Source organism: Bradyrhizobium genosp. SA-4 str. CB756 (assembly GCF_000473125.1).
GTDB lineage: Bacteria > Pseudomonadota > Alphaproteobacteria > Rhizobiales > Xanthobacteraceae > Bradyrhizobium > Bradyrhizobium arachidis.
Genome location: NZ_KI421499.1, coordinates 2,115,253 through 2,138,930, shown reverse-complemented (window position 1 = coordinate 2,138,930; position 23,678 = coordinate 2,115,253). Strand labels below are relative to the sequence as shown.

The window sequence follows — 23,678 nt, the reverse complement described above, 5'->3', positions numbered from 1 at the left end:
CACTGCCGATAGGTGTCTGATTGGTCGCGACAATAGGCTATCGCTGGGCTAACACAATTACCCAGTTATGCGAGAAACCTAACATGATGTTATTTGCACGCGAAGGCTCACCCCCCACAGCATGGGCGCGGACCGACCCAACAAGCTGTTACAGAGAGATCAACTCAGGCTGATTGAAGGTATGGCGAAAGACGCCGATCAGACTCAGCTCGGCTATCAGCACACCCATTCATCGCCATTTCCGCGGCGGCTTCGGCGCGGCACCGGCCGGTTGACTGTCGTCGTGCAGTGCACGCCATCCGCGGCTTCCAGTCACACAAGACCAGCAAACGCGCAGTCAGGCAGTGTGGCCGGGATCGACCTGCTTCGGCGTCTTCTTGTCACGCTGAGGCGTCATCTTCGCCGGGTCAGGTGCGTTGGGCACACCTCGGGGGCCCAACTGATCACGCTGGATGTCGTCTTCGGACCGTGAAGGTTCGACGCCGTTCGGCTCACGAGGCTTGCTCATCATGAGCTCCTTGTTTTTTGCAGGTCCGCTGTCGGACGCCTCAAATTCCCAGCGCGTTCTCGCCGGCGTCGCGGCCGGGCACGCTGACATGGACTTCGTGGCCCTCACGCAGCGCCAGGGACGCTGCCGCGACAGCCGACTCGAATGCGGCTTCCTTGGTGGCATATCTGCTCTTGACGTCGCCGTCGTGCAGCACGCCCCATTCGTCCTGCACCGGCACAATTGTGTATTGAGCAAGGCCCATGGTCTCCTCCTCCAGCTCTTTCCAATCCGTGTCTATCGTTGCGTGAGCTGCGGGTGCGCGGCGGTCACGCGCCACACCGTGTTGCCGCTGTCGTCGGCGACCAGCAGCGCACCTGATTTGTCGATGGCGACGCCGACCGGGCGGCCACGCGCGTGGTTGTCGTTGTCGAGGAAGCCGGTCACGACGTCCTGCGCCGGGCCGCTCGGCTTGCCGTCCGCGAACGGCACGAACACGACCTTGTAGCCGTTCAGATTCTGCCTGTTCCAGCTGCCGTGCTCGCCGACAAAGGCACCGCCCCGATAGGCGCTCGGCAGGCTGGTGCCGGTGGTGAAGGCCATGCCGAGCGGCGCGACATGCGAGCTCAGCGCGTAATCAGGCACGATCGCCTTGGCGACGAGATCCGGCCGCTCCGGCTTGACGCGGGGATCGACGTGCTGGCCGTAATAGCTGTAGGGCCAGCCGTAGAAGCCGCCGTCCTTCACCGACGTCATGTAATCGGGCACGAGATCGGGACCGAGTTCGTCGCGCTCGTTCACCACCGTCCAAAGCACGCCGGTCTGCGGCTCGAAGCTGAGGCCGTTCGGATTGCGCAGGCCGCTTGCAAAGATCCGCCAGCGCCCGCTGGCGCGGTCGACCTCGAGGATGGCGGCGCGATTGTGCTCGGCTTCCATGCCGTTCTCGGTGATGTTGCTGTTGGAGCCGACGCCGGCATAGAGCTTCGAGCCATCGGGGCTCGCGACCAGACTCTTGGTCCAGTGGTGATCGATCGGACCGCCCGGCAGCTCCGTCAACACCGTGCCCTGCGCGGTGATCTTGGTGTCGCCTTCCGTGTAGGGATATCTGACGATCGCGTCGGTGTTGGCGACGTAGAGGTCGTTGCCGACCAGCGCGACGCCGAAGGGCGAATTGAGGTGATCGAGGAAGACGCTCTGCGCATCAGGCACGCCGTCGCCGTTGGTGTCGCGCAACAGCGTGATGCGATTGCTCGGTCCGGTATCGCCGCCCGATGTCGCCCAGGACTCGACATAACCCATCACGATTTCCTTGGGCCGCTTGATCGGCGCGGATTTCGGCGCCTTGGATTCCACCACCAGCACGTCGCCATTCGGAAGCACGTAGAGGAAGCGCGGATGCTGCAGGCCGGTCGCAAAGGCCTTGGCCTGGAGCCCCTGCGCAACAGTCGGCGTCTCGTCCTTCTTCCAGCCGACGATGCGCGCGATGTGCATCGGCGGCAGCAGATATTGCTGGATGTCGGGCAGTTTTGGATTGGCGCCGATCTGCGCCTTGGGATCGCCGCTGCCGTCATTGCACCCCGCGAGGCACAGCAGCGACGAGCATACAAGCGCGTGGGCAATTGAGAATTTCATCGCGCAACTCCTACGCCGTGGCGGTACACCATGGCCCAGCCGAGCCAACCAGTGACGGGCAGGATCAGCACGGTGATCGCCGAGAGGATGAGCCCGGTCGGCCACACCGAGGTCCAGGCATCGCGCGTGTGGATCAGCAGGTTGAAAATCGCCAGGATCAGTGCCACGGCGTTGCCGATCAGATGCGGCCAGGCCGGCGGCTGTGCCCGCACCAGGCGGTTGCCGAGGAAATCGGTCAGGCCCGCGATCGCCGCCAGCACGCCGAAGACGACGCCGAACAGCAGAAGCCAGGCGGAGAAATCCGCCCACATGATCTCGGCGCTGACGACATAGGCGATGTCGGTCAAGAGCGCGCCGATGAAGCACGCAATCGGGATCGGCACCAGCATTGGATGAATTGGATGGCCTGCGATTTGCGCGGTGGAGCGCACGCGCACAGCTTCTTGCACGGTTGGCCTCATGTGGCTTTCGCCCTGCCCGACCGGCCAACTCGTGCTTGCAGCGAAGGTTCCTACACCTGCGCAGTCATGCCAGGCCGGCCAGATAGGCCGCATAGGCGCGCTTCAAGCCATCGTGAAGCGAGGTGGTCGCGCGCCAGCCGAGCCCATTGAGGCGGCCGACGTCGAGCAGCTTGCGCGGCGTGCCATCGGGACGCGAGGTGTCGAAGCTGATCTCGCCGCTGTAGCCGACGATCTCGGCTACGACACGCGCGAATTCGGCGATGGCAATGTCCTCGCCGGTGCCGATGTTGATGAGCTCAGGCCTCGAATAGGTCTTCATCAGGTGCACGCAGGCATCCGCCATGTCGTCGACAAAGAGGAACTCGCGCCGCGGCGTGCCGGTGCCCCAGACTACGACATTCGTCGCGCCGGACACTTTCGCCTCGTGGAAGCGGCGGATCAGGGCGGCGACCACGTGGCTCATCTCAGGATGATAGTTGTCGCCGGGGCCGTAGAGATTGGTCGGCATCACGCTGATGAAATCGCTGCCATACTGGCTGCGATAGGCCTCCACCATCTTGATGCCCGCGATCTTGGCAATCGCATAGGGCTCGTTGGTCGGCTCCAGCGGGCCGGTCAGCACGGAATCCTCGCGCAGCGGCTGAGGCGCCAGCTTCGGATAGATGCAGGACGAGCCCAGAAACATCAGCTTCTCGGCGCCGTTCTGGTGCGCGGCATGGATCACGTTGGCCGCGATCGCTATGTTGTCGTAGATGAACTCGGCGCGCAGCGTGTTGTTGGCGACGATGCCGCCAACCTTGGCGGCGGCAAGGAAGATCACCTGCGGCCGCACGCGCGCGAACCAGTCGAACACGGCGGCCTGGTTGCAGAGATCGAGCTCGCGGCGGTCCACCGTGACGAGCCTCGCATCCTCCCGTTCGAGCCGGCGCACCAGCGCGGCTCCGACCATGCCGCGATGGCCGGCGACGTAGACGCTTTTGCCTTTCAGCTCAAACGCTGTGCTTGCCACGGCCGGCGTCCCGTTTCGCGTCCGCCAGATCGCTCGCTACCATCTCCTCGACGAGTTGTGCAAACGTCCGCTTCGGCTTCCAGCCGAGCACCTGGCGCGCCTTGCTGGCGTCACCGACCAGGAGATCGACCTCGGTCGGGCGGAAATAGGTGGGATCGATTCTCACCACGGCCTTGCCGCTCGTCTCGTCGACGCCGGTTTCGTCGACGCCCTGCCCTTGCCACGCGATGCGGCGGCCGACCTGCGCAAAGGCCAGTTCGACCATCTCGCGCACCGAGCGCGTCTCGCCGGTGGCGAGCACGAAGTCATCAGGCTTGTCGGCCTGGAGGATCATGTGCATGCCTTCGACGTAGTCCCTGGCATGGCCCCAGTCGCGCTTGGCTTCGAGGTTGCCGAGATAGAGCGTGTCTTCGAGGCCGACTTCGATGCGGGCGACGGCACGGGTGATCTTGCGGGTGACGAAGGTCTCGCCGCGGATCGGGCTCTCATGGTTGAACAGGATGCCGTTGCTCGCGAACATGCCATAGGCTTCGCGGTAGTTCACCGTGATCCAGTAGCCGTAGAGTTTGGCGACGCCGTAAGGCGAGCGCGGATAGAACGGCGTGGTCTCCTTCTGCGGGATCTCCTGCACGAGGCCGTAAAGCTCGGAGGTCGAGGCCTGGTAGAACCGCGTCTCCTTCTCCATGCCGAGGATGCGGATGGCCTCCAGGAGGCGCAGCACGCCGATGGCGTCGGCATTGGCGGTGTATTCCGGGCTCTCGAAGCTGACGGCGACGTGGCTCTGGGCAGCGAGATTGTAGATCTCGGTGGGGCGGATCTGCTGCATCAGGCGGATCAGATTGGTCGAATCCGTCATGTCGCCATAGTGCATCAGGAACGGCACATTGCCGACATGCGGGTCCTGGTAGAGGTGATCGACGCGCGCGGTGTTGAACGAGGACGAGCGGCGCTTGATGCCGTGCACGACATAGCCGAGCGACAGCAGATATTCGGCGAGATAGGCGCCGTCCTGGCCGGTCACACCGGTGATGAGAGCGATCCGCTCGGTCATATGGCCCTTAAGCTCCCGGCGGCCACCCGACACGGGCGGTCCGCGCGTACGTGGCATCCGTCGATTTGACGCCCTTCTTGGACAGAACGGCCGTCAGCGTCAACTCGTATGGGACCAAAGGGGGATTTGGAACGGGCGAAGGGACTCGAGCCCTCGTATCCAGCCTGGAGGACAGGCATTTCCGAGGGCAAAAACAGTCACTTAACCTCATCGAGAACTGGCACGATCGCCGCAAAGCGACGCATCTTGCTTTGCTTAAGAGCAAGGGCGGGCTTCTCGATCAGGAACCAAGATGCCGCGGCAAAGGAGAGACCGATTCCGTAACAGGCCGGGTAAAGCCACCAATGTCCTTTGATGCCGAGACCAAGGAACACGGATACGCCGAGCATGTGCCACAGGTAAAGGCCGTACGACAGATCGTTCCCGTGAAGAAGCGTGGCACAGCTCTTCGCGGTATATGCGAGAGAAATGACAGTTGCGCCCATTACGACGACCCGCACCAGGGTGATGATGTTCGGCTCCATTTTGTATTCAAGCTTGATGGGCTCCCCGAGAGCTACGACGGAAACGACAATCAGGAAGAGATACCCCGCCAGCCAGAACAGAGCGCGCCCTTCAAACCATCGGCTGATGTGCTCCCACCACAGGCGAATGAGAACGCCGATGCCGAAGATCCAAAAGTATGGAGTCACGAGTTCGTTCAACGCGGGGTGCGCCTGGGAAAATGCATCGTCAGTCACATGCGCGATCGAAAATGATCCAATCATCAAGATTGCAATGAAAAGCGATCCCGCTTTCTTGGATACCGCTGCAAGGCTGAGGACAAATGGTAGAACTACGTAGAACGATAGCTCCACCGTCAGTGTCCAGAGCACCCCGCTCGGGTACCCCTGGAAAAGCCACGACTGGGCGTAGATGGCGTCGGGAAACACCGTCCCGGCGAAATGAATCGAGGCGGTCGGCAGGTAGACGATGAGATGTTTCGCGTAGGCCCAGGCGGTCGTGCTGATGCCGCCTGTCGCACCAAAGACGAGTTCGAGGACGAGGAGATTCACGATGAGCGCGGGGTAAATCCGCACGGCTCGCTTCCAGGCGAAAGACGTCACGCTGGTGCTGCGCAAATATGAATCCGAGACCAGAAAGCCGCTGATCACGAAGAATACTGCGACTCCCGGAAATTGTAGCAGCACCTCGAACAGTCCGGCTTTCGGCAGGAGCAGATGCCCCGAACTGTGCATGAATACGACCTGACAGGCCGCGAAAAGTCGCAACAGATCAAAATTGTTCCTGCGGTCCATCATGTCTCCATCCACGGCAACTTAAAGCGCTTCGGCCGGGGAAAGAAGGGGACATTTGTTCGACCAGGCAGACCATCGTCCGCATAGAACTTGGGGATGCGCCGAGCGCGGCGAATGCGGCCCGCCAGCCCCGGCCGATCAGGGCTGTCCGAACCGGAAGTTCACGCCGACCGTCGCCATATGGACCTGGCGGCTGGCATCGACGAAGAACGAGGCGCCGTCGGTGTTGCGCGTGTAACTCGCGCGGTGGGCACCGACATCGATGTAATTGTATTCCGCGAACACCGACCAGTTGCGCGTGAGGAGATATTCGAAGCCGGCGCCGACGGTCCAGCCGAAGTCGCTGCGATCGGGCGTGGTGTAGGACAGGATGATTCCGAGCGCGGGACCGGTGCGGTCATCATGCGTCCGCACCCACGCGGCACCGCCCTTGAGATAAAGCAGAGCCTGCGGGGCGACGGTGTAGCCGACCCGGCCGGTCGCCGTCGCGAGCCACGAGATCTTGCTCGTCCAAACCAGCGGGAATGCGTTGATGGGGTCGAGATGGCTGCCCTTGATGTCGGCGGCGTCGAACATCGCCTGGGCGCCAAACACCCAGTTTCCGGTCTGGTAATCGCAGCCGACCTGTCCGCCGCCCACAACGCCCGAGCCATTGTTAGAACCGAGGCTGCTGCCGTTGAAAGCTCCTTGCGTGGGGTCGTCGACCCGATAGCCGGTGTGCGCCCAGCCGCCGCCGACATTGCCGCCGACATAGCAGCCCGTCCAGACAAAGGGGACCGGCACTGGTGCCTTGTAGATCGGTGCCTTGGCGGCCATGTCCGCGGCCAGAGCAGGAGCGCTCGCGACCGCAAGCGCCGCAACGAGACCAAAGCAAAGCTTTTTCATTTCAACCTCGGTTCAAGTATCGGCAGGATCATACCCGCCTCGGGAACCGAAGGCTGTTGCCGCACGGCCACGATGACCGGAATGCATGCGGCAACCGTGCATTGAAATTGGACTGGAGCGTCATAAGGAGGACTGGAGCGGGTGAAGGGAATCGAACCCTCGTATTCAGCTTGGAAGGCTGAATCCTCCGGCCTCCGGAAGCGTCTGCGCGGACACCAATAAGTCATTGATAAAACGTCGAATACTGCCAAAATAGGGGATGCGAACACAGCAAGAACTCGCGGAGGCCTGTTATGGCTGTTTTGTATGAGCGTTGTACGAGGTTGGCCCTCCCCACGCCGCCTCCAAAGTTTCTGCGCAAATCGCTCCGCTTGACCGAAGACCACCTCTACGATGCGATCGCCATGAGCGAAGACGAAAGGCTCACTCGCACGGTCGTAGAGTTGGGAGACGAAAAGACCAAGGGCCTCACGATCCGCATCACTCCGCACAAGCCGATCTGGTACATCCGCCGACGGGAGAAGACGCTCCGCCTCAAGGATATTCGCGAACTGTCGCTGGAAGACGCCAGATACGTTGCAGACCAAATCGCGCTTGCCGCGAAGCGCAACCGGGACCTGAACGACCTGGTGCACATTCTTCTGGAGTACGCCCCTCGTCCCAGCGACGGCAGCACTTTTCGAGATCGTGACGTCGAGACCAGGCTCGACCACATGCTAGCTTGCCGCGATGAGGCGAAGGGGATCTCACCGCCTCCGTTCTGGACCTGGAAGCAGTTGACCGATGAATTCCTCCAGCGGAAGCAGCGGCGTCTGAAGGCCAGTTATCGCCGCAAGTACGAGCGCTACCTCAGGCTCGAACAGTTTGCATCGATCAACAACAAGATGGTGCGCGACATCAAACTGAGCGATCTGGAACGCGTACGGGACGAAATCGACGCCAATTACGCCCCATCCACAGTGGACCGCGCGCTTAGCCAATCCAAGGAAATGTTGACTTGGGCCTGGAAAAATAAGGCGACCGCCTCCGGATTGGACACGTTGTACAAGTGGTGGGACCGCTGGTCGTACGAATGCACGCCCAAGAAGAGGCCGCCCCGTACTCCCACCATCGAAGAAATCGCACGCACCCTTATCATCGCCGAACGCTGCAGGCATTTGGCCGACGGCGAACATGACACCAATCCGGGAACGATCGGCGCACTTTGGGGGGTAGCCCTGACTGGTCAGCGGTCTGGCGCGTTAACGAAGCTCAGGACGGACCGTCTGTTCCCCGCTGATAAGGAATACCGCAAACTTAAAGCGTGGATGATCGCCAATTGGACCTTCGAAGAAATGAAAGGGGGGCGTGATGGTGGCAGGCCCCATTCACTTCCAATTCCACCCGAAGCGCTCAAGGTCATGAACCGATACCACAAAGAGGCCTGCGGCGATTCCCCGTGGATGTTCCCCGCGCGCAACCCCGACCAACATGTGAGCAGGTCGGCGCTCGATCAATTGATCTATCGTCTGCAAGGAAAGGTCTACGACCACACCGTGAGGCAGAAGCCCCACCGCAAGGGGAAGCCCGGGCCGCAGCCGCGCCCGTTGAAGGTTCGGCTGAACCTGTTCGAGCGATTTGGAGTCCGCCACTGGACGCCGCAGGATTGCAGGAGAACGATCACCACGTTCCTGGTCGACCGCAGGCTTGAAGGAGCGGCCAGTGCCATACTTGGCCACAAGCAACCCAAATCGGACGCCAACCGGGACGCCAATCGCGAGGAGCGCGAGAGACTCGCGCGGGTCACGGAGCAGCATTACAATAGCTCGCAACGCATTCGATTGAAGGCTGATGGCATGGCCCCATGGGTAAAGGCCCTCCTAAGTGCTTACAATCGAGAGCAGAGGCGCCTTCAGACGACCTTGCAGCATCGTGCTGCCGCATAGCGCCGGACCATCTCGTCCCCGCGGCGCAAGCTAACTCGCGACGGTTTTGAATCGGAGAATTTCTTCGAGCTTGCTCTTCGCAGAGGCTCTATCCGCGCCATAGCTGTGCAAAGTATGCGAGACCGCAAGAAGTGCCGTGCTCGCTGCCATCGAATCATACCGCCAACTCACAAGCCGAACTGCGAAGCCCTCATTGAGTGCAAACGCACGCATTCTGGCCGCAAGATCGCGAAAAGCGTCTTGAGCGTCGCCCAATCTCTCTAGCTCGTTCTCACCCAGGTCGACCGGGTTATCCATGTCTCGGGTAGCGCGTCCGAAATTTTTCGTAACGGCCACAAGTGCCATGGCCCCCTTCAGCACTAGCCGATCACGCAATGCGGAATGCGCCAGCCGGGCCAGGAAGCGTTCGAACACGTAACGACGCGTTAATAGCTCGTGCGAGATCCCGATTTTGCGGGATTCGTTGAGGATACGTCGGCGCGTGGTGTCGGCGAGAGCATCCTTGTTCATCGCATCGGCCTCGGGATGAGGGGTTGAATTTCTTCGGCAGCGCGCACCGCGGGTTCAACGGATTTCGTCCATCCCAGCTCGCGGGCGATTTCGAGCACCAAATTTAGATCGCCGCCGGAGGCGGCGTAGTCCTTGAGCGTTTTCATGGCCGGCTCGTCGCCGAGCTTGGTACGGTAGCGCAGCATGTCGACGACGGTGCGGGCTGGGCTTGTGATCCTCACTGGCACGCCCGCGATCTCTACAGTATCGACACCGATGCTGCGTGCGGCTTCACTCCAATGCACCAATCTGACGGGATCGCGCGCCGCGCCGACCACCTTCATGGTTTTGCTTCCGACGGCGTAGAAGATCGCGTCGGGATTTTCGTCCGAAAGACGGTGATACAGAGCGGCCGAACTCAAGCACACAACCCCACTAGGATTGAGGAGGGTTGTTGCGGCGAAGCCGGCGCCTTCGGGCAAGTCGGCATTTGGAGCCATGTAGATACCGCGGGCATATAGAACTGCCGATCCAGCCTCAACGGCTCTGGCCAGCGTTTGCGGATGCACGCCGGCCGCGACGATGTCGGACCGCGCGCGCAGTCGATTGCCGCTTAGCAGGCCAGCAAGGATTTCGGCGGAGGACTTTGAAGGCGTTTCGCTGTTCTGAGGCATGGGTGCTATGTGATTTTGGACAAGAAAAGGTTACAATATCTTGCGGAAAATCACAATGCCCATTCCGATTGTCCAACCGGAAGCGGCCCCTATTCATCAAATTAGGGCCAATTCGTTCCGGACGTCCGCCCTCCGATAGAACGTCGCCCGGATCTTCCTGGGATTGAATACGGGCTCCACGGCGGCGTCCTGGAGCTCCTTCTTGACCACCAAGAAATGCCGGCCCCGCTGCCTGGCGATCGCGAAGAGGGAGACGTATTCCCGGGCGAAACGCTCCACCTCGTGGACGGGGACAACCACGGTCGGGCAGCGGTTGATCGGGTTAACCACGGTGATCGATTTTAGGTGGCCGTGCTTGATGAGAGCGCTCGCGACCTTGGCGGTCGTAGAGAGCTTGTCCTTGATCTGGAGCCCGGTGAGTTCGCCATGGTCGGGCCCACGCACGAGCATCCGAACCTCTTCGAGGTCCAGCAGCAGGGACATGTAGTGTGCTTAGCGTCAACTGGCAGAATGATCCTTGGGCGCACGATGTGCATCGCGCCGCCGACGCCTCAAACGATATTCTTGCCGTATAACGTGGGCTCAGGCGCGACGAATGAGCAAGAACGTGTGTGGAGAGTTCAGAGGTTGTCTTTCGGTTTCAGGTACCTAGCTGCTCAAATGTTGGATCCTGCCGCGCTTTTCTTTCGCGGAGCGATCCCGGCACAAATCGTCGGAGACGAGGGCACAGAGCTGGTGATGGTGTCTGCTCACAGGAGCCTCGATTGGGACGCGTTCATCGGCGAGAGGAGCGGCTGCAATGGCAGCTATTTGATGGGGTCACCTGGTCAGGTCGGACTTGTGCGCGGGACAGTCGTCGATAGCGGCTTAGGAGGAAAGCGGTTGGTGGCCAAGACGCTTCCGTTCTGGAGTGGATGGTAGGCCGCCGTCGCGACAGTATTTTGCGCCCCGCGACGAAAAAGCCCCGCCAGAGCCGGCGGGGCTTTGTGTGCTTCAGGCTAGGGGACCTACTTTGCCCGGATTAGGGACCAACTTATAGGGGACCAACTATGCCCGTCGCTGCACTGGCTCGACCGCATCGATCAGCTGGCAGCCTATCTGCTGGACGACCTCGATGAGATCGACAGATGGCTCCCCGATCAGCAGGGCGAGGCGCTGTTCGAGCGGCTCAGCTCCGATCTGACACCCCTGCTTCTACTCAACGGGCTCGGCGACCTGCCGCAGGACGCCCTGTCTTCTCTGAAAGACGGCGCTATCGCGACCTTGAAAGCGCTGTTGAAAAAAGCACCATCGCGGCTCTATGGAACCTATGATCGTATCGTTCGGGAATGCGAAAGTCTTGGGCTCGAGGACACCGAGCTCGCTTCCTTGCTGCAGCAGGAACGAATGAACATCTTTGACGCGCGTCGAAGACGCGACGACGAAGAGCGCGACGATGAGCCGCTACCGGACGGCTGGGTCGCCCCCTAGCCTGGCGCCGACATGTCGTAATGCAGCAAATGCGGATACAAGGGCGCGGTCGATTGTCGGCGCCTCGCCTTTGCCCTACCAAGTGATCCCCGCATGCCGATCCTTGGAAGGCTCGCTGAGCAATCCGGCCAGCCTCAAGCCTTCCAGGATGCCCTCGAGCCGTTGCTCCCGGATCGTCGCGGCAAGCAGCGTCACGGCCTCGGTCTGGTCGACAGTGAAGCGAACCTCGCGGGAGCGCTGGATCAAAACGTCGGCGAGACTGGTAACACCCACCTCGTGATGACGCAGCGACGACACCGCCTCGCCCGCAAGATAGGCCGCCAAATCCGCGCTCGGTGTCGGTCCGGGACCGGCTTCGCCTTCAACGCGTTGCCTGACAGCGCGGCGGATCAGCTCACCTTGCCGCTGCGCTTCCATCCAGAGCATGAACACCGCGTCCGCAAGCTTCTCGCGCGGCAGGGATCTAAGTGCGGCAATGCGAGCCTGGAGGTTCTCGGAACCTGTTTGGCCGTCGTGCGGGCGCTGCGCGTTCGTCCGCGCTCCCCTGTTTTGCTCTCGAACCATCGTCATGCTCTCCGGCGGAGCGATATATCCGCCGAGCGATCAGAACGAAAGCGCAAACTGACCAGCTCGCCTCCTGTGACCTTGAACAACTGTCCGTCCGTCGGAGTCAACACATCAAAACGCGCTAATTTCATGATCCGATCGCGCCTGCGCGTCGTAGACCCTGACCTGCAACATCGGAAATCGCCGCTTCAGATCGCGGGCTCCATGCTCGACGCCATCTTTCGTCTCGAACTCCGTCTTCACGCAACCGTCGACCACGATCGCATAACCACTCGTCGGCAGATCTCGCGCAGGATTTCGCATCTTTGGGCCCAGATCTTGAAAATGAGTTTCGTTGTGACTGCTTTGGGTGAGTCTCGCCGCAGCGACAAGCCGGACTGTGTCTTGCAGCGGACTTGTCAGCCACAGTTTTGAAGCAAGGTGGGCACTGCCCGGAACAACAGAACCGCCATGCTCGCCAGCGTCGAACCCGCGACAACGAAATAGGCGATGAGCCTTCCGCCGGCTGAGCAGGCTTCGTTTCCATTGCCGCCTGACATTGCGACCGTCCTCTGTTTTCAGCAGCTGGACGAGACATAACCTGAGTCGCAAAATCGCAAGCGGAGCAAATCTTTCGCCGGATTTACCACTGGTTAACGACTCGGGAATGGTGTCTCGGCGGCCTTCCCGGGATCGTCATCCGCAGGCAGATTCGTTCGTTGAAGGCAACCCGTTCGAATCCAGTCTGTCCGCGATGATGCGATCGGTTCGGTTCGACATCTTGCGGCGGGTCTCAGTAGATGATGCCGAGCTTCGCCAGTGTGAGATTGTCCATGTTGCCCGTTTCGGGCAGTCGTTGCAGGATCTGAAACGCCCTGAGCGCGTCGCGCAGCTCCTGGGTGATGCGCCCATCGATCGGGCCTGCAAACAGATGGCGAGCCTTGAGCTCGAGCTGAACTCGCATCACCACGATCTCCGGCTTTTCCGGCCTGGGTGGCAATGCCGACGGCACGGTGGCCGTGGGTGGTCGTCGCACCGGCGCCACGGGCAGCCCGTTCGGACCAACGAGCTGCAGCGGAGCCCCTGGGGCCTGTTGTGCCGGCAGAGCCGGCTTCGGAGCGTCCGGATCCTTGGACGTGCTCGCAGGCGCAGGATTGCTGGCCGCAGGTGCCGTTGTCGTTGTCGTCGAGCCGCCCGGGGCGGCAGATGGCGCGGCCTGCGTCGGCGCGATGCCGGGGCTCGTCGCAACGCCCGGCACCGGCGGTGCCGCGGGATAGGAGTACGAGCCGCCACTGCCCGAATAATGGCTGCTGTGGCTGGAGTGACTGCTGTGGCTCGAGTGGCTGCGGTGGCTCGAATGGCTACGGTGCCCCGCATAGAGATTTGGACCATCGATGTAGTTGGGACGTTCAAAGGTCAGCGGCGCCCTATACGGCCCTGGCTCAGTGACCAGCGAGCCGCCCGCCCCGTCGGCCGGCACGGCAGCTACGACCGGCGACCACACAGTCGCGGTCGCAGCCGCGGGCATGGTCCAGGCCAGCACGCTTTTGATGAACTCCCGCCAGTCCCGCCTCATGCCGCGATTCCATCGATCGGGCGAGCCACCGAGTCACGCCATGTCGTCGGCGCGGATTTGAAAAAGCCGCAGCAATCCGGTCTGGCCGCGCACGTTTCGCAAGCTTGCGCGTAGTTGTTTTTCCAGTCCGAGATGCTCTTGCGTGCGAACGGCCGAAGCGCCGGCGCCAGCGCGCAGAGCGGTACATTGTAGATGGAGACATTCATCCCGGCCTGTTGCAGCAGGCTGACGGCCGGCGCGATGACCCGCGACAGCTGGGAAAGATCGCTCTCCAACAGAGCCATGTTCTTGCGCGCAAGCCCCATCGGCTCAAGGCCCATCAGGGCGACGTGAGCCGCGAACGGCAGATTGCGGTAAATGAAGCGCGCCAGTTGATTGATGCGCGGCAGGGTCTGACCATGCAGGACCGTCCGGATTTCGATCCTGTGCCGCCGCTCGCCGAGGCGATGCAGGCCATGCATGGTCTCGTCGAACGCGCCGTCGGACTGGACGATCAAGTCGTGGACGCGAGCGACGTCACCATAGAGCGGGACCGCCCAGGTCACCTGCCCGCACAACTCGTCAAATCGATCGGGAAATGCGCGATTGCTGAACGCTCTGCCGTTGGTGAGCACGTGCAGATGCGTATTCGGCAGCAGCATCCGCGCCTGCGTGAGCAAGCGGATCAGATCGGGGCCGAGCAGCGTGGGCTCGCCGCCCGTGACGCCAAGGACGTCGAGCTCGGGATCGAGCAGCGGCAGCAGGTCGATCAGCTCGGCGACGCGCCATCCGTCATCGACATCCCGCGGCGGCTGGCTGCACATCAGACAGAGACTGTTGCAGCGTTCGGTGACGAACAGCGTGTTGGCATTGGCGCCGCGTCGGAACAGGATGTTGATCTGGCCGCTGCCGTGGACGCGGGCTGCATCGCCCGGGCCGAGAACCTCGCCGTGAGCCAATGCATGCAACTGCGGCAGATCGTGATCGATCCGCTCGTTGCAAATGGCGCCGGCGATGCCGAAGGACGCGAGCGACGATACGTCGATGACGGGCCCGGCGCGCAGATCGACCAGGACGCGGTTCAACGGGAAGCGCTCTTCCAGGGCCTCGGCGATGCCGAGCACTTTGTAGAGTCCCGGCGCGACGCCGTCGTTGCGGGCATGAAGGTGCAGCGGCCGCGCCATCAGGCGACCTCCAGAGCGGGCCGGCCGAAAGCCCATTCCTCACAGATCCGGCGTGTTGCGGCATCGCTCCTGGCAAGTCGGGCAAACAGCAGGTTGAACAGCCCGGTGTGTCGCTTGCAATGTTCGTTGAACGCGCGATGGCCGACGGGGTCGCCCGAGGTCACCAGCGAACCGGCCGGATCGGGCCCGCAATAATGAACGAATGCGCAATCCGAGCAGCCTGGTATGGCTTCGGCGAGCCCGCCGCCCGCTAGTAGCTGCATGGCGTCGGACGCGATCAGGTCCGCGAAGCGGTCGTGCACGGAGCCGAGACGCAGGGCCTGGATGCCCATCTCCGCCAGCATGCGCCCTTCGTCGGATGCGTACACGCCGCCATCGTAGTTGTAGACCATGGTGCCGAACCCGGCGCCGACGGGTGATCGCAGATCGACGTAGCCAGAGGGAAACGCCGTCAGCATGCTCCCGAGCAACAGGCTCGCATAGACCTCGACGATGGGCGTTCCTCCGCGGTTGAGCCGGAAAATATGGTCGAGCGCGCGTTCGTAGAACGACAGATACTGCTCGGACGTGTAGCCGATCCGCCGCTCGGCCTTGGCCGCGAATCCGAACGGACTAAGCGGGCGCAAGAAGATCGCGCGAAACCCCAGGCGGACATATTCGTCGACGATGGCTTCGGGGCTGAGAAGGCTCCTCGCGGTCAACGTCGTCAGGGCGCAGAGACGATCCTCACCGAGCGCGGCGCGAACGCGTGCGATTCCCTCCAGCGTCCGGGCATGCGAATTGCGCCCCGGCAGCGGACGATTGGAATCGTGCAGCTCCGCCGGTCCATCCAGCGACGTCGAGACGTGGAACTGATGCTGCTGGAGGAAGGCGAGAATCTCGTCCGACAGATGATGCAGAGTCGAGGTGATGGTGTATCGGATCTGGCGCGGCCCGGCCCCGCTGCGTCGCGAGATCGTCTCGACGATATGCCTGATGCGGTCGAATGCGAGCAGCGGCTCGCCGCCCTGGAATTCGACCGTGAGCTCCATACCCGGCGCATCGAACAGGCGATCGATGGCGGCATTCGCCGTCGCCTCGGACATGTCGTAGCGATCTGATTGATCCGACGCCCGCGACACCTGGCAGTATCTGCACGAATGGTCGCAGCGCAACGTCACGACGAAGATGTGGAGCTTTGGTCCGCCGCGCAGGAAGGATTTGCGCGTTCTCAGCTTGGTCGCGAGCAGTCGGACCGGGAGGTCGGAACCACCGCGCCGAATGATCTGAACGGCTTCCAGCCTATCGGCCGTCTGCTCGGGCAGCGACCTGCCCTGCGCCAGTGCGCTGAGGTCGTCGGGCGAGACGAACGCAAACTCCCCGGCTTCGGAGGTCACGAGGATGTTTTCCGGAGCACCCGGCAGCCGCGCAAACCGGAATGGCAGCAGGTCGTATTGGTCCACGCCCCCGGCGATTGGTACGAGAGCCGTCATGAGCTGCCCTGCCCGTTCGCCTCCGCAAATGCCGTCTGCCAGATCAGGTCGCGTAGACCCTTCGTCCGCGCCTCGACCTCCTCGCGGATCGTGAAATCGACCAATGAGATTCGAAACCGCTCCCGGACCAGATCGACCGTGGCCGGCGGTATAATTGTGACGCGCACAAGCAGCAGATTGCCGGCCTTCGAGGTCTCGAAACCGGCAAGCTCGGCGAGCGCGTAGCAGGTTCGCAGTACAGCGGAGGCTGGATGGACCTCACTGTCGACTTCAATAACGTGGTCAGCACAATCAGCCGTGGGCCGGAGCGGCGCCGGCCCTGGAACGTTAACATTCATCCTTATTCCCCCGCTCGAACATCCCGCAACGCGAGTGCCTGTGCAAGGGCAACCCACGGTTCCGCGGCGCTGGCGGCACGCGACTTTCGACCAATGAGATCGGCCCGAGCAACGGCTCAGTGCTCATCCGGCGCGACGATGCTCTGATCAGCGGTGGACGCAGGTTGTCCCCTGCCCCTGGGGAAGCGCGGATGTGGCCATCGCCGTGGACGATGCCCCCGTGCCCGCCACCCGAAGGGCCGGTTGTCCTGACAGGTGACGAGCATGACGCTTCGGTCGCTTGGTCCGCTACGCCTCCCCACGCGCCTGCCAATGTGCGCCTAACTGACGACGACTCCCGTCTTCGCGATCTCTGATCGAATCCGATCGCCGATTCCGCGAAGATCTGCCAACCGGCCCAACGTCGCGAGGGCGTCAGTTCGGCTGGCAAACGGCGCCGCAACGATCCGATCAAGTGCCTTTCGCAGACCCGATCGTGCGCCGTCCCGACAGAGGACGGCAAACGCCACGTCGCCGAGATTGTCACTGGTGAGAAGCGTCTCCGGATCGATGTCCCGCGCGTCGACAAAGCCGTGCGAGTAGTAAAGGCCATGGTCCTTGATTTCGGCTCTCGGCTTCCAAGGCTTCGATCCGACATAGACCACCGTCTGACGGAGCCGCGTCCCTTCGAATTGGCGCTGGGTGATGGCCCAGGCTCGGATGGCTGACAGGAAGGTCAGCATCCGCGTGGTCACATTCGGATCGCGAGTGGCTTGCAGTTCGATCTGCACCAGCGCCGCACGCTTGCGGCCTTGGTCCACCGACATAAGACATCCGACCTTATCGCCCCATATCGTACGGATGTCGGCGGGGATCACAATATGATGCCCGGGAAACCCGAGCAGGCCAGGAAGCCTCGATCTTCCGGACCTCAGAATTGGCAGCAAGGAAATGTCGATATGGTTCATGGGCAGCACGATTCTTGTGCGAACTTGCATATATAGGTGAGACTGTCAGCCCGAGCCAAGCCCTCGAGATTAACGCGAAAGCCGGCTCAGGAGTTCTTTCAGGCGGGCGACAGTGTAGGTCTCGGTTTGTCCGCCCAAGAGTTTGGTAAGGTCCCGGAGGGGTGTCCTTGTAATCCAAGCGGCCTCGGCATGAGCCAAGCCGCGTTTCTTGATCGCCTCTTCGATCTCGATAAGGACGTTCGCCTTCGTGAGTTCAGTATCCGGATCCGCAAATCCAAGGTCGGCAAAAAACGTTGCCCGAACCGATCATGCCGAGTGAGGTCTTCCTCAGTCCATCATGTCGAAAGGTCATCTAAGCACCGTTGACCGGCTTCGGCCTGGAGACTCCAATTGTGCAACGCGCCGTTGCAGAATTTGCTCCTCATCCAGACTGCCATGCTTCGGACTTGGTCAGGATAGGGCGATCGTATCTTTCTCAAGAGTCATGCTGGGGGCCTTGCTGGGCGAATGGCTCGATTTCCGGTCGGACGGCGCGATCGAGCGACCGACCTTCCCGGTGCAATCGGACGTTGGGCCCCTTATGGATCAAGACCTTCATCGGACATGCTCACCCACCAAATTCGCCATCGCATAATGCAAGGAGTGGAGGTGGTGGCCTAGCGAAGCCGCCGCAGCGCGGTGGTCAGGTGCGCGCGCGCCCATGCCACCGCATTCGACTTTGCACCGGCCTGGTCATCCGCAACACCCTGCGCCTCCACGTCGTCCGTTCCGGACACGACGCACCATCGCCACGCGTCTTCGTAGAAAAACGTCTCGAGCCGGAAGATTCCCGTATCGAGAAAATGGCCACCCGCGGGCCCGATTTTCCACTCAGCCGGCATCTGCATTTCGTCCATGAACAGTTTTGCGGAGTGTCGATCAACATCATCGTAGGACGACTTGTCGAGTGCCGCAAACCGGTTCGCTGCGGCGCCCGCTGCTTTGCGTACGTCCCGCACGGCTCCTGAGACCGTGCGACACGTCAACACGATTTCCCTGCTCGGCTTCCTGCAAATTCAGTTTTTTTGCCGCAGCCGATGCCCCGGACGTCGCGAGCGCGAATCCTTGCACGGCGCGATGGTAACCCTTCGCGTCAGATGGCAGACTAAGCACTATGCTGTCCGTCACTTGAGGCCCGGACAGAGAGGTTCGGAGCAGGCGGTGGCGAGATCTGAATCCTTCGAAAACCAATCCTTGGTCCGGGACAATCTGGCCCGCAGGGTAAGGCAATTGCGGTGTTCCTCGCGGATGAGCCAGCGCGATCTGGCCGATCGCGCCGGCGTGCGGCAGGCCCTTGTGAGCCAAATCGAGCTGGGCGCAGCCAATGTGACGCTGGACTCGCTGCTGAAGATCGCAATCGCCCTTCAGGTTGACTTCGACGCCCTCTTCGCAGCGGAGGCCAAGGCACGGCCGCTGGGGGCGACCCGGGTCTTCCGTCATTTACCATGACCGGTTCCCTTGATGGTTCCCGATATTGATACTTTATAACGTATCCATACATTTGAGCTGGTCGGCACTAGACGCAAATGAAGCTTGGCCACGGCGCCGCCCAACCCCGCCAAGCCGGAGGACGGTATGATCGAAGTTGTTGTCAGCGAAAACGGCCGTGTGGTCGATCGACTCCAATTTGACGTCGATACCCTTGTGGCCAACGGGGGCGACGTCGTCGCCGTGCACCGCGGAGCCATGCGCGATCTAAAACCCTCCGAGGATCTTTGGCAGCGGGTGGCCCACGCCGCGGGCTATCTTGCCCGGGTCCGCTCCTTCAAACATGCATCGCGCGCCTTAGAGAACTTCGCTTCGGCACGCCGGGTACGCCCGCTGCCCGGTGCCGGAGGGCGTGTCCGCCTGGTTCACCACGAGCCGCATATCGAGATCGAGGACGACGATCTCTATCGCCTGCAGCGCGACAGAAATGAATGCGAAGCCGACTATCTGGCCCGCTGCGAGATGCTCGGCTGTAACCGGGATGGCTTCATCCGGCTTCCGCGCCGCGCCTGAACCTCATCGGCGCGACGCCCGGCCTCAGCGCATTCGGCCAATTTTTTCGACCCGAAGCCTATCCGCCATATCTTTGGCACATTTTTTTGAGATACTATATAACGTATCAATTCACTTTTGCCATCGGGCAGCAGCCGTCCCGAACTTCTGGCACCCGCAATAGCGGCATGCGGACCGGGCCCTACGCCGGTTAAACGAAGCTCATCTCGCCACTAACGCCGTCACGCACGTACCCTCTCCGTTCGCCGCCGCGACGCTCACTTCGGGCGATCGCGGGGCGCTTTGTGCGTCGGTCAGTCGCCGCCGCACGCGTTGCTTCGATCGCCATTGGCAGAGCAGGAGCGTCCCATGTTCATTGATCATCACCGTCCCGAGCACAGCCGGTTTTTCCCGCAACGTGTTCAGGATGCCAAGTCATGCATGGCCAAGTCTTCCGCAACCAAGTCCTCGCCAGGCAACTCCTTCGCAAGGCAGCTCCATCCCTTTTTTCCGGTCCGAAATGCACCGTCGCCGTTCCCCTTGACGCGCTCAGGGAGGCGAGCCTTGATCCGGCGGTTTGCACGATCCACTATCGGGCGGCTCCGAACTCTTATGGTACGCCGCCCACGCTGATGGGCGTCGTGCTGCGAAGGATAGAAGGCGATTTCCTGCTCAACGTCTGCCAGGTCCAACCGCAAAGGTCCGCAGGCGCCAGCTCGCTGCTTGCCGAACAGCTGGCAGCGAGCGGGCTGCGGCTTCTGGAGCGCGACGCGGCCGACATCAGGCGCGAGCCGATCTACTCCAACGTGCAGGAGGTCTGGTCCAGTGAACATGTCCAGGTCTCGCTCGACGATCGATTGAGGATCGGGGCGGCGCTTTGCGAGGATGGGCCACAATCGATCCGCGAGTTACAGGATCGTGCGCATCCAAGCTGCGACATCGTCTCGGCCGTTTGTGCTTTGAGCTGCCAGGGGCTGCTCGAGCTAGACATTCGCGACAGAGCCCTGGGGCTGAACACCATCGTACGCGCCATCTAGGGGCAGCTCCAGTTCAAGCTGACTCTCGAAGCAGGTGCGGGCCGGCCTGCCGACCCGCTGTCAAATTCGTTGGAGCAGCGGCTGACCGTCTGGGGCCTGATGCTCGTCACCCACAGCATTGAAATCGGAGCGATCGATGAACCTGCATCTGAAGCAGCCACGCGACCTGCTCGGCCGTGCGTACCTGGACATGCTGGCCACGGAAGCTGGCGCTATGTCACGGCCGCTTCTGCGCAGCGGCGATCCCGACGACCCGATCGAGCGGCTGATCGACGAACTGGCAGCAAAGCCGACCTCGGACGCACGGTCATCGATCCGGGCCGACCTGGCTGCGGCAGCCATCCTTGTCGCCCGCGCCATTGAGCCGATCGAGGAGCTGACCCGGGAGCTGCGGCGCGGTTCGCCCGTCGTATCGCTGGCGGTTCTAGGAGCTGAAGCCGTTGCGCTGGTCCGGCGTGTCCTGGGGGCCTGTGCGTTCGGAGCGAGCGCAACGGTGCTGGACGAGCGGACTTTCAGGGACCGTCACACGCGTCCGGTCCTGCTGATCGCCAGGGACGGCACGGCAAACGACCACAAGGCTGAACGCGGCAACGATATCGTCGCCGACGCCCTGCACGCGCGCGTCCCGGTGTTCGGGGTCGCCCCCGACCCGCGCCGCCATCTCCCGCGCGATCTGCTTCGTGCGTGCGACCATGATCTCTCTCTGGGGACGCTCGACGCTTCCGCCATCGCGCTCGTGATCGAGGCCGTGACCGGACGCCCGCCCGCCGCCCCGATCGACGAGCAACTCGTGCGAGCCCTCGAGTTCTCGGACCTCACGCTGGCGATCCGTGCTGACCGTGATCCGGACGACTGCATCGCGCGGCTGACGAGAACCATCGCCACCAAATCGTATTTCGACCACCGCGGTCCCGGTCTCGAGGCGCTTCCAGGCTATGGCCGCGCGCGCGACTGGGGACTCAATCTGGTCGCCGACCTGCGCGAGTACAAGGCCGGTCGGCTCTCCTGGGACTGCATCGAAAAAGGGCTGCTTCTGGTCGGCCCTCCGGGTGTCGGCAAGACGCAGTTTGCTCGCGCCCTGGCAAAATCCGCGAACGTCGCCCTGGTCGCGACCTCGGTCGCGGACTGGAACGCGTCCGCCTACCTCTCGGGAACGCTGGCCGCGATCAAGAGCTCGTTCGAGCAGGCAAGACGGCTCGCCCCGTGCATCCTGTTCATCGACGAGATCGATGGAATCTCCAATCGCGCAACCCTCACCTCCGAGTACAGGGAATACTGGACCCAGATCGTCAATCTGCTGCTCGAGATGCTGGCCGGCATCGAGGATCGGCCGGGCGTCGTGGTGATCGCAGCGACCAATCACCCCGAGCACATCGACGCGGCGGTCAAACGCGCCGGCCGGCTTGATTGTACCATGGAGATCGAGCTGCCCGATATCGAGACGCTGGCGCAGATTTTTCGTTTTCATCTCGGCGACAATACCCTTACCGGGGTCGACCTCACGCCCGCCGCGCTGGTTGCGGCGGGCAAGGCCGGAGCGGACGTCGAAGCCTGGGTCCGGCGCGCCAAGTCGCGGGCCCGACGCGCCGGACGCGACCTGACCCTCGATGACTTGATGCTTGAGATCCGATCGGGACGCGACGTCATGCCCGACAGCACACGGCGAGTGTGCGCCGTTCACGAGGCCGGACATCTCGTGGTGGGCCATGCGCTATCGGTGTTCGAAGCCAAGATGCTGGCGATCCTCGATCATGGGGGTGCCACCGGCTTAGAGATCTCGCGGGCCAATTCGCAGACCGAGGCCGGAATTGAGAATTACATCACCGCATTGCTGGCGGGGCGCGCCGCAGAGGAGATCATTTTGGGGCCGTCCGCCATCACGGTCGGCAGCGGTATCGGCGAAGATTGCGACTTTGCGCGCGCCACGCAGGCTGCGGTCGACCTCGAGCTGCGTTACGGGTTTGGGGCGCATGGCATCGTGCACTTTGCAAAACAAATAGCCGAGTTTCTTCCGCAGGACGTCGCCTTGACCCGTCTGATCAGGCAACGCCTCGACCGCTGCATGGCGCGGGCCCGCGACCTCATCACGGAGAACCGCGATACCGTGCAAGCCGTGGCAGATCAGCTCCGCGCAAAAGGATATCTCGGTCGCGCGGCAATCGATGAGCTTCTGACGGCCCGTCCGATCCGAACGACCATCGAAGCGAGCGGAAGTGCTGAGCGCTAAGCCGTTCAATGGACTATGTCGCGTACATCACCAGCGCCGCATGGCGCAACAATCCGGCGCGGCTGCGCGAACTGGCGGCCGCGAATTACGCCTGCCGTCTCTGCCCCAACGCGGCGGCGACGGGCAGCAGGATCGAAGTTCATCATCGCAGCTATGAGCGTCTTGGCCATGAGATCGACGGTGACGTCACCGCGCTTTGCAGCGACTGTCACCTTGGCGTGACGTCGATGCTGCGCGCGCGCCGCTACGCCAACAGTCCGATCCCCGAGGTCAGCGACACCTGGGTACAGGTTGCCAAACCATTGTTTGATGAAGGAGACAGCTTATGAGCATCGAACGCATCGCATTGAAGCTCGTCGGCGTCGGCCCCATGCTGATGCATTCGGCAAGGCTTGCCGATCCGCTGGATGCGCTGACCAAATCGATCGCGGCCATCACCTCCAAGCGGATGAAGACCGACGCGGACTATGAGCGGATCGCCGAGCTGGAGTGGCGCGGCGGACTGTGGCTCGCCGAAGGACGGCCCTGTCTGCCGCCGCATTGTCTCAAGGCGGTGCTGGTCGAGGGCGCAAGGCGGCGCAAGAAAGGGGTCATCGCCAGAGCGGCCTTCCTGGCCGATGGCCCTGCCTTGCTCGATTACGAGGGTCCAACGGAGCTCGGCGAACTCTGGGCCGACCAGCGCTTTCGTCATCGCCAACTCGTCCGGGTGCGCGATGCGCTCACGGTGCGGACGCGACCGTGCTTTCCAGCCTGGACCGCGCGCGTCGACGCCACCTACCTACCCTCGATGGTCAACCGCGCCGAGTTGATCGAGTTCTTCAAGCTCGCCGGCCCGCACGGGCTCGGCGACCGCCGTCCCGACTACGGCCGCTTCCGCGTCGAGGAGCTCGAGCCGGCCTGAACGTTTCAAGAATATCACGTGGCGTGGCAGGGCGCGGCCCGTCGAGGCATGTCGAGGCCCGGCTCGGCTCA

26 protein-coding genes and 1 pseudogene are annotated in these 23,678 nt (G+C 62.3%); 8 read left to right on the top strand and 19 right to left on the bottom strand.

Annotated features, from left to right (window positions below; genetic code table 11):
* Window positions 1-337: 337 nt before the first annotated feature.
* The 8 genes from BRAGE_RS55785 to BRAGE_RS48350 form a co-directional block, all read right to left on the bottom strand.
* Complete coding sequence (locus BRAGE_RS55785) at window positions 338-508, bottom strand: hypothetical protein (protein WP_167336494.1); 171 nt, start codon at window positions 506-508, stop codon at window positions 338-340.
* A 40-nt stretch (window positions 509-548) separates the two neighbouring features.
* Window positions 549-752 carry a hypothetical protein gene (locus BRAGE_RS0110635; protein ID WP_027564437.1) on the bottom strand — a complete coding sequence of 68 codons (204 nt, stop codon included), beginning with the start codon at window positions 750-752 and terminating at the stop codon, window positions 549-551.
* A 32-nt stretch (window positions 753-784) separates the two neighbouring features.
* The gene (locus BRAGE_RS0110630) at window positions 785-2,119 is read right to left on the bottom strand and encodes a PQQ-dependent sugar dehydrogenase (protein ID WP_027564438.1); all 1,335 of its coding nucleotides are present in this window, start codon (window positions 2,117-2,119) and stop codon (window positions 785-787) included.
* Window positions 2,116-2,568 (bottom strand): DUF2231 domain-containing protein, encoded by a 453-nt coding sequence (locus tag BRAGE_RS0110625; protein WP_027564439.1) that lies wholly within the window; start codon window positions 2,566-2,568, stop codon window positions 2,116-2,118. Before BRAGE_RS0110625 ends, BRAGE_RS0110630 begins: the two co-directional genes overlap by 4 nt.
* A gap of 76 nt (window positions 2,569-2,644) precedes the next feature.
* Window positions 2,645-3,589: a GDP-L-fucose synthase gene (gene fcl / locus BRAGE_RS0110620; protein ID WP_027564440.1), complete on the bottom strand. Its 945-nt coding sequence runs from the start codon at window positions 3,587-3,589 to the stop codon at window positions 2,645-2,647.
* Window positions 3,570-4,640 (bottom strand): GDP-mannose 4,6-dehydratase, encoded by a 1,071-nt coding sequence (gmd, locus tag BRAGE_RS0110615; RefSeq protein ID WP_028146247.1) that lies wholly within the window; start codon window positions 4,638-4,640, stop codon window positions 3,570-3,572. Before gmd ends, fcl begins: the two co-directional genes overlap by 20 nt.
* Window positions 4,641-4,837: 197 nt before the next feature.
* Window positions 4,838-5,941 carry an acyltransferase family protein gene (locus BRAGE_RS0110610; RefSeq protein ID WP_035729581.1) on the bottom strand — a complete coding sequence of 368 codons (1,104 nt, stop codon included), beginning with the start codon at window positions 5,939-5,941 and terminating at the stop codon, window positions 4,838-4,840.
* Between the two features lie 135 nt (window positions 5,942-6,076).
* Complete coding sequence (locus BRAGE_RS48350; protein ID WP_035729578.1) at window positions 6,077-6,823, bottom strand: outer membrane protein; 747 nt, start codon at window positions 6,821-6,823, stop codon at window positions 6,077-6,079.
* Between the two features lie 371 nt (window positions 6,824-7,194).
* Here BRAGE_RS48350 and BRAGE_RS0110595 point away from each other — a divergent pair, with 371 nt between their 5' ends.
* A complete protein-coding gene (locus BRAGE_RS0110595; protein WP_231164059.1) occupies window positions 7,195-8,748 on the top strand; it encodes a tyrosine-type recombinase/integrase in 1,554 nt (517 codons plus the stop codon).
* A 30-nt stretch (window positions 8,749-8,778) separates the two neighbouring features.
* Here the strand turns inward: BRAGE_RS0110595 and BRAGE_RS0110590 are convergent, their stop codons facing one another.
* The 3 genes from BRAGE_RS0110590 to BRAGE_RS0110580 form a co-directional block, all read right to left on the bottom strand.
* Complete coding sequence (locus tag BRAGE_RS0110590) at window positions 8,779-9,258, bottom strand: nucleotidyl transferase AbiEii/AbiGii toxin family protein (RefSeq protein ID WP_027563728.1); 480 nt, start codon at window positions 9,256-9,258, stop codon at window positions 8,779-8,781.
* A complete protein-coding gene (locus BRAGE_RS0110585; RefSeq protein WP_035729575.1) occupies window positions 9,255-9,911 on the bottom strand; it encodes a type IV toxin-antitoxin system AbiEi family antitoxin domain-containing protein in 657 nt (218 codons plus the stop codon). The genes BRAGE_RS0110590 and BRAGE_RS0110585 overlap by 4 nt, the downstream gene beginning before the upstream one ends.
* Before the next feature lie 96 nt (window positions 9,912-10,007).
* The gene (locus tag BRAGE_RS0110580; protein ID WP_027563726.1) at window positions 10,008-10,394 is read right to left on the bottom strand and encodes a hypothetical protein; all 387 of its coding nucleotides are present in this window, start codon (window positions 10,392-10,394) and stop codon (window positions 10,008-10,010) included.
* Window positions 10,395-11,174: 780 nt separating this feature from the next.
* Here BRAGE_RS0110580 and BRAGE_RS54440 point away from each other — a divergent pair.
* A complete protein-coding gene (locus tag BRAGE_RS54440) occupies window positions 11,175-11,381 on the top strand; it encodes a hypothetical protein (protein ID WP_028146246.1) in 207 nt (68 codons plus the stop codon).
* Between the two features lie 75 nt (window positions 11,382-11,456).
* Here BRAGE_RS54440 and BRAGE_RS0110565 read toward each other — a convergent pair whose 3' ends face one another.
* The 8 genes and pseudogenes from BRAGE_RS0110565 to BRAGE_RS48345 all read right to left on the bottom strand — a co-directional run bounded on the left by BRAGE_RS0110565 (window position 11,457) and on the right by BRAGE_RS48345 (window position 18,421).
* Window positions 11,457-11,945, bottom strand: a complete 489-nt coding sequence (locus BRAGE_RS0110565; RefSeq protein ID WP_027563724.1) for a hypothetical protein — start codon at window positions 11,943-11,945, stop codon at window positions 11,457-11,459.
* Window positions 11,946-12,720: 775 nt separating this feature from the next.
* Complete coding sequence (locus BRAGE_RS52670) at window positions 12,721-13,503, bottom strand: peptidoglycan-binding protein (protein WP_028146245.1); 783 nt, start codon at window positions 13,501-13,503, stop codon at window positions 12,721-12,723.
* A complete protein-coding gene (gene hxsC, locus BRAGE_RS0110550) occupies window positions 13,500-14,666 on the bottom strand; it encodes a His-Xaa-Ser system radical SAM maturase HxsC (protein WP_027563722.1) in 1,167 nt (388 codons plus the stop codon). The genes BRAGE_RS52670 and hxsC overlap by 4 nt, the downstream gene beginning before the upstream one ends.
* Window positions 14,666-16,138: a His-Xaa-Ser system radical SAM maturase HxsB gene (gene hxsB, locus BRAGE_RS0110545; RefSeq protein ID WP_027563721.1), complete on the bottom strand. Its 1,473-nt coding sequence runs from the start codon at window positions 16,136-16,138 to the stop codon at window positions 14,666-14,668. The genes hxsC and hxsB overlap by 1 nt, the downstream gene beginning before the upstream one ends.
* A complete protein-coding gene (locus BRAGE_RS0110540) occupies window positions 16,135-16,476 on the bottom strand; it encodes a hypothetical protein (protein WP_027563720.1) in 342 nt (113 codons plus the stop codon). Before BRAGE_RS0110540 ends, hxsB begins: the two co-directional genes overlap by 4 nt.
* 320 nt (window positions 16,477-16,796) lie before the next feature.
* Complete coding sequence (locus BRAGE_RS0110535) at window positions 16,797-17,423, bottom strand: hypothetical protein (RefSeq protein ID WP_141263306.1); 627 nt, start codon at window positions 17,421-17,423, stop codon at window positions 16,797-16,799.
* Window positions 17,424-17,492: 69 nt separating this feature from the next.
* Window positions 17,493-17,702, bottom strand: a pseudogene (locus BRAGE_RS57900) (XRE family transcriptional regulator); the annotation flags it as partial.
* 377 nt (window positions 17,703-18,079) lie between these two features.
* Window positions 18,080-18,421 (bottom strand): hypothetical protein, encoded by a 342-nt coding sequence (locus BRAGE_RS48345; RefSeq protein ID WP_028146244.1) that lies wholly within the window; start codon window positions 18,419-18,421, stop codon window positions 18,080-18,082.
* A gap of 118 nt (window positions 18,422-18,539) precedes the next feature.
* Between BRAGE_RS48345 and BRAGE_RS57570 the strand changes: the two genes are divergently transcribed.
* The 6 genes from BRAGE_RS57570 to BRAGE_RS0110495 all read left to right on the top strand — a co-directional run bounded on the left by BRAGE_RS57570 (window position 18,540) and on the right by BRAGE_RS0110495 (window position 23,607).
* A complete protein-coding gene (locus BRAGE_RS57570) occupies window positions 18,540-18,911 on the top strand; it encodes a helix-turn-helix domain-containing protein (protein WP_084334914.1) in 372 nt (123 codons plus the stop codon).
* A 126-nt stretch (window positions 18,912-19,037) separates the two neighbouring features.
* Window positions 19,038-19,463: a hypothetical protein gene (locus BRAGE_RS0110515; protein ID WP_141263308.1), complete on the top strand. Its 426-nt coding sequence runs from the start codon at window positions 19,038-19,040 to the stop codon at window positions 19,461-19,463.
* 416 nt (window positions 19,464-19,879) lie between these two features.
* A complete protein-coding gene (locus BRAGE_RS0110510; RefSeq protein WP_027563716.1) occupies window positions 19,880-20,479 on the top strand; it encodes a hypothetical protein in 600 nt (199 codons plus the stop codon).
* A gap of 136 nt (window positions 20,480-20,615) precedes the next feature.
* Window positions 20,616-22,706, top strand: a complete 2,091-nt coding sequence (locus BRAGE_RS48335) for an AAA family ATPase (protein ID WP_051377815.1) — start codon at window positions 20,616-20,618, stop codon at window positions 22,704-22,706.
* An 8-nt stretch (window positions 22,707-22,714) separates the two neighbouring features.
* Entirely contained in the window at window positions 22,715-23,035 is a 321-nt protein-coding gene (locus BRAGE_RS0110500; RefSeq protein ID WP_027563715.1) for a hypothetical protein, read from the top strand.
* The gene (locus BRAGE_RS0110495) at window positions 23,032-23,607 is read left to right on the top strand and encodes a hypothetical protein (RefSeq protein ID WP_027563714.1); all 576 of its coding nucleotides are present in this window, start codon (window positions 23,032-23,034) and stop codon (window positions 23,605-23,607) included. Before BRAGE_RS0110500 ends, BRAGE_RS0110495 begins: the two co-directional genes overlap by 4 nt.
* The last annotated feature ends 71 nt before the right edge of the window (window positions 23,608-23,678 follow it).

Excerpts from the sequence above, each read along its gene's own strand:
- BRAGE_RS0110630 (WP_027564438.1), bottom strand. The coding sequence starts at position 2,119 with ATGAAATTCTCAATTGCCCACGCGCTTGTATGCTCGTCGCTGCTGTGC.
- BRAGE_RS0110635 (WP_027564437.1), bottom strand. The coding sequence starts at position 752 with ATGGGCCTTGCTCAATACACAATTGTGCCGGTGCAGGACGAATGGGGC.
- BRAGE_RS48335 (WP_051377815.1), top strand. The coding sequence starts at position 20,616 with ATGAACCTGCATCTGAAGCAGCCACGCGACCTGCTCGGCCGTGCGTAC.
- BRAGE_RS0110500 (WP_027563715.1), top strand. The coding sequence starts at position 22,715 with ATGGACTATGTCGCGTACATCACCAGCGCCGCATGGCGCAACAATCCG.
- gmd (WP_028146247.1), bottom strand. The coding sequence starts at position 4,640 with ATGACCGAGCGGATCGCTCTCATCACCGGTGTGACCGGCCAGGACGGC.
- BRAGE_RS0110515 (WP_141263308.1), top strand. The coding sequence starts at position 19,038 with ATGATCGAAGTTGTTGTCAGCGAAAACGGCCGTGTGGTCGATCGACTC.
- BRAGE_RS52670 (WP_028146245.1), bottom strand. The coding sequence starts at position 13,503 with ATGAGGCGGGACTGGCGGGAGTTCATCAAAAGCGTGCTGGCCTGGACC.
- BRAGE_RS0110585 (WP_035729575.1), bottom strand. The coding sequence starts at position 9,911 with ATGCCTCAGAACAGCGAAACGCCTTCAAAGTCCTCCGCCGAAATCCTT.
- BRAGE_RS0110510 (WP_027563716.1), top strand. The coding sequence starts at position 19,880 with ATGCATGGCCAAGTCTTCCGCAACCAAGTCCTCGCCAGGCAACTCCTT.
- BRAGE_RS0110590 (WP_027563728.1), bottom strand. The coding sequence starts at position 9,258 with ATGAACAAGGATGCTCTCGCCGACACCACGCGCCGACGTATCCTCAAC.
- hxsC (WP_027563722.1), bottom strand. The coding sequence starts at position 14,666 with ATGGCGCGGCCGCTGCACCTTCATGCCCGCAACGACGGCGTCGCGCCG.
- hxsB (WP_027563721.1), bottom strand. The coding sequence starts at position 16,138 with ATGACGGCTCTCGTACCAATCGCCGGGGGCGTGGACCAATACGACCTG.
- BRAGE_RS57570 (WP_084334914.1), top strand. The coding sequence starts at position 18,540 with ATGGTAACCCTTCGCGTCAGATGGCAGACTAAGCACTATGCTGTCCGT.
- BRAGE_RS0110565 (WP_027563724.1), bottom strand. The coding sequence starts at position 11,945 with ATGGTTCGAGAGCAAAACAGGGGAGCGCGGACGAACGCGCAGCGCCCG.
- BRAGE_RS55785 (WP_167336494.1), bottom strand. The coding sequence starts at position 508 with ATGAGCAAGCCTCGTGAGCCGAACGGCGTCGAACCTTCACGGTCCGAA.
- BRAGE_RS48350 (WP_035729578.1), bottom strand. The coding sequence starts at position 6,823 with ATGAAAAAGCTTTGCTTTGGTCTCGTTGCGGCGCTTGCGGTCGCGAGC.
- BRAGE_RS0110580 (WP_027563726.1), bottom strand. The coding sequence starts at position 10,394 with ATGTCCCTGCTGCTGGACCTCGAAGAGGTTCGGATGCTCGTGCGTGGG.
- BRAGE_RS0110610 (WP_035729581.1), bottom strand. The coding sequence starts at position 5,941 with ATGATGGACCGCAGGAACAATTTTGATCTGTTGCGACTTTTCGCGGCC.
- BRAGE_RS0110540 (WP_027563720.1), bottom strand. The coding sequence starts at position 16,476 with ATGAATGTTAACGTTCCAGGGCCGGCGCCGCTCCGGCCCACGGCTGAT.
- BRAGE_RS0110535 (WP_141263306.1), bottom strand. The coding sequence starts at position 17,423 with ATGAACCATATCGACATTTCCTTGCTGCCAATTCTGAGGTCCGGAAGA.
- BRAGE_RS0110495 (WP_027563714.1), top strand. The coding sequence starts at position 23,032 with ATGAGCATCGAACGCATCGCATTGAAGCTCGTCGGCGTCGGCCCCATG.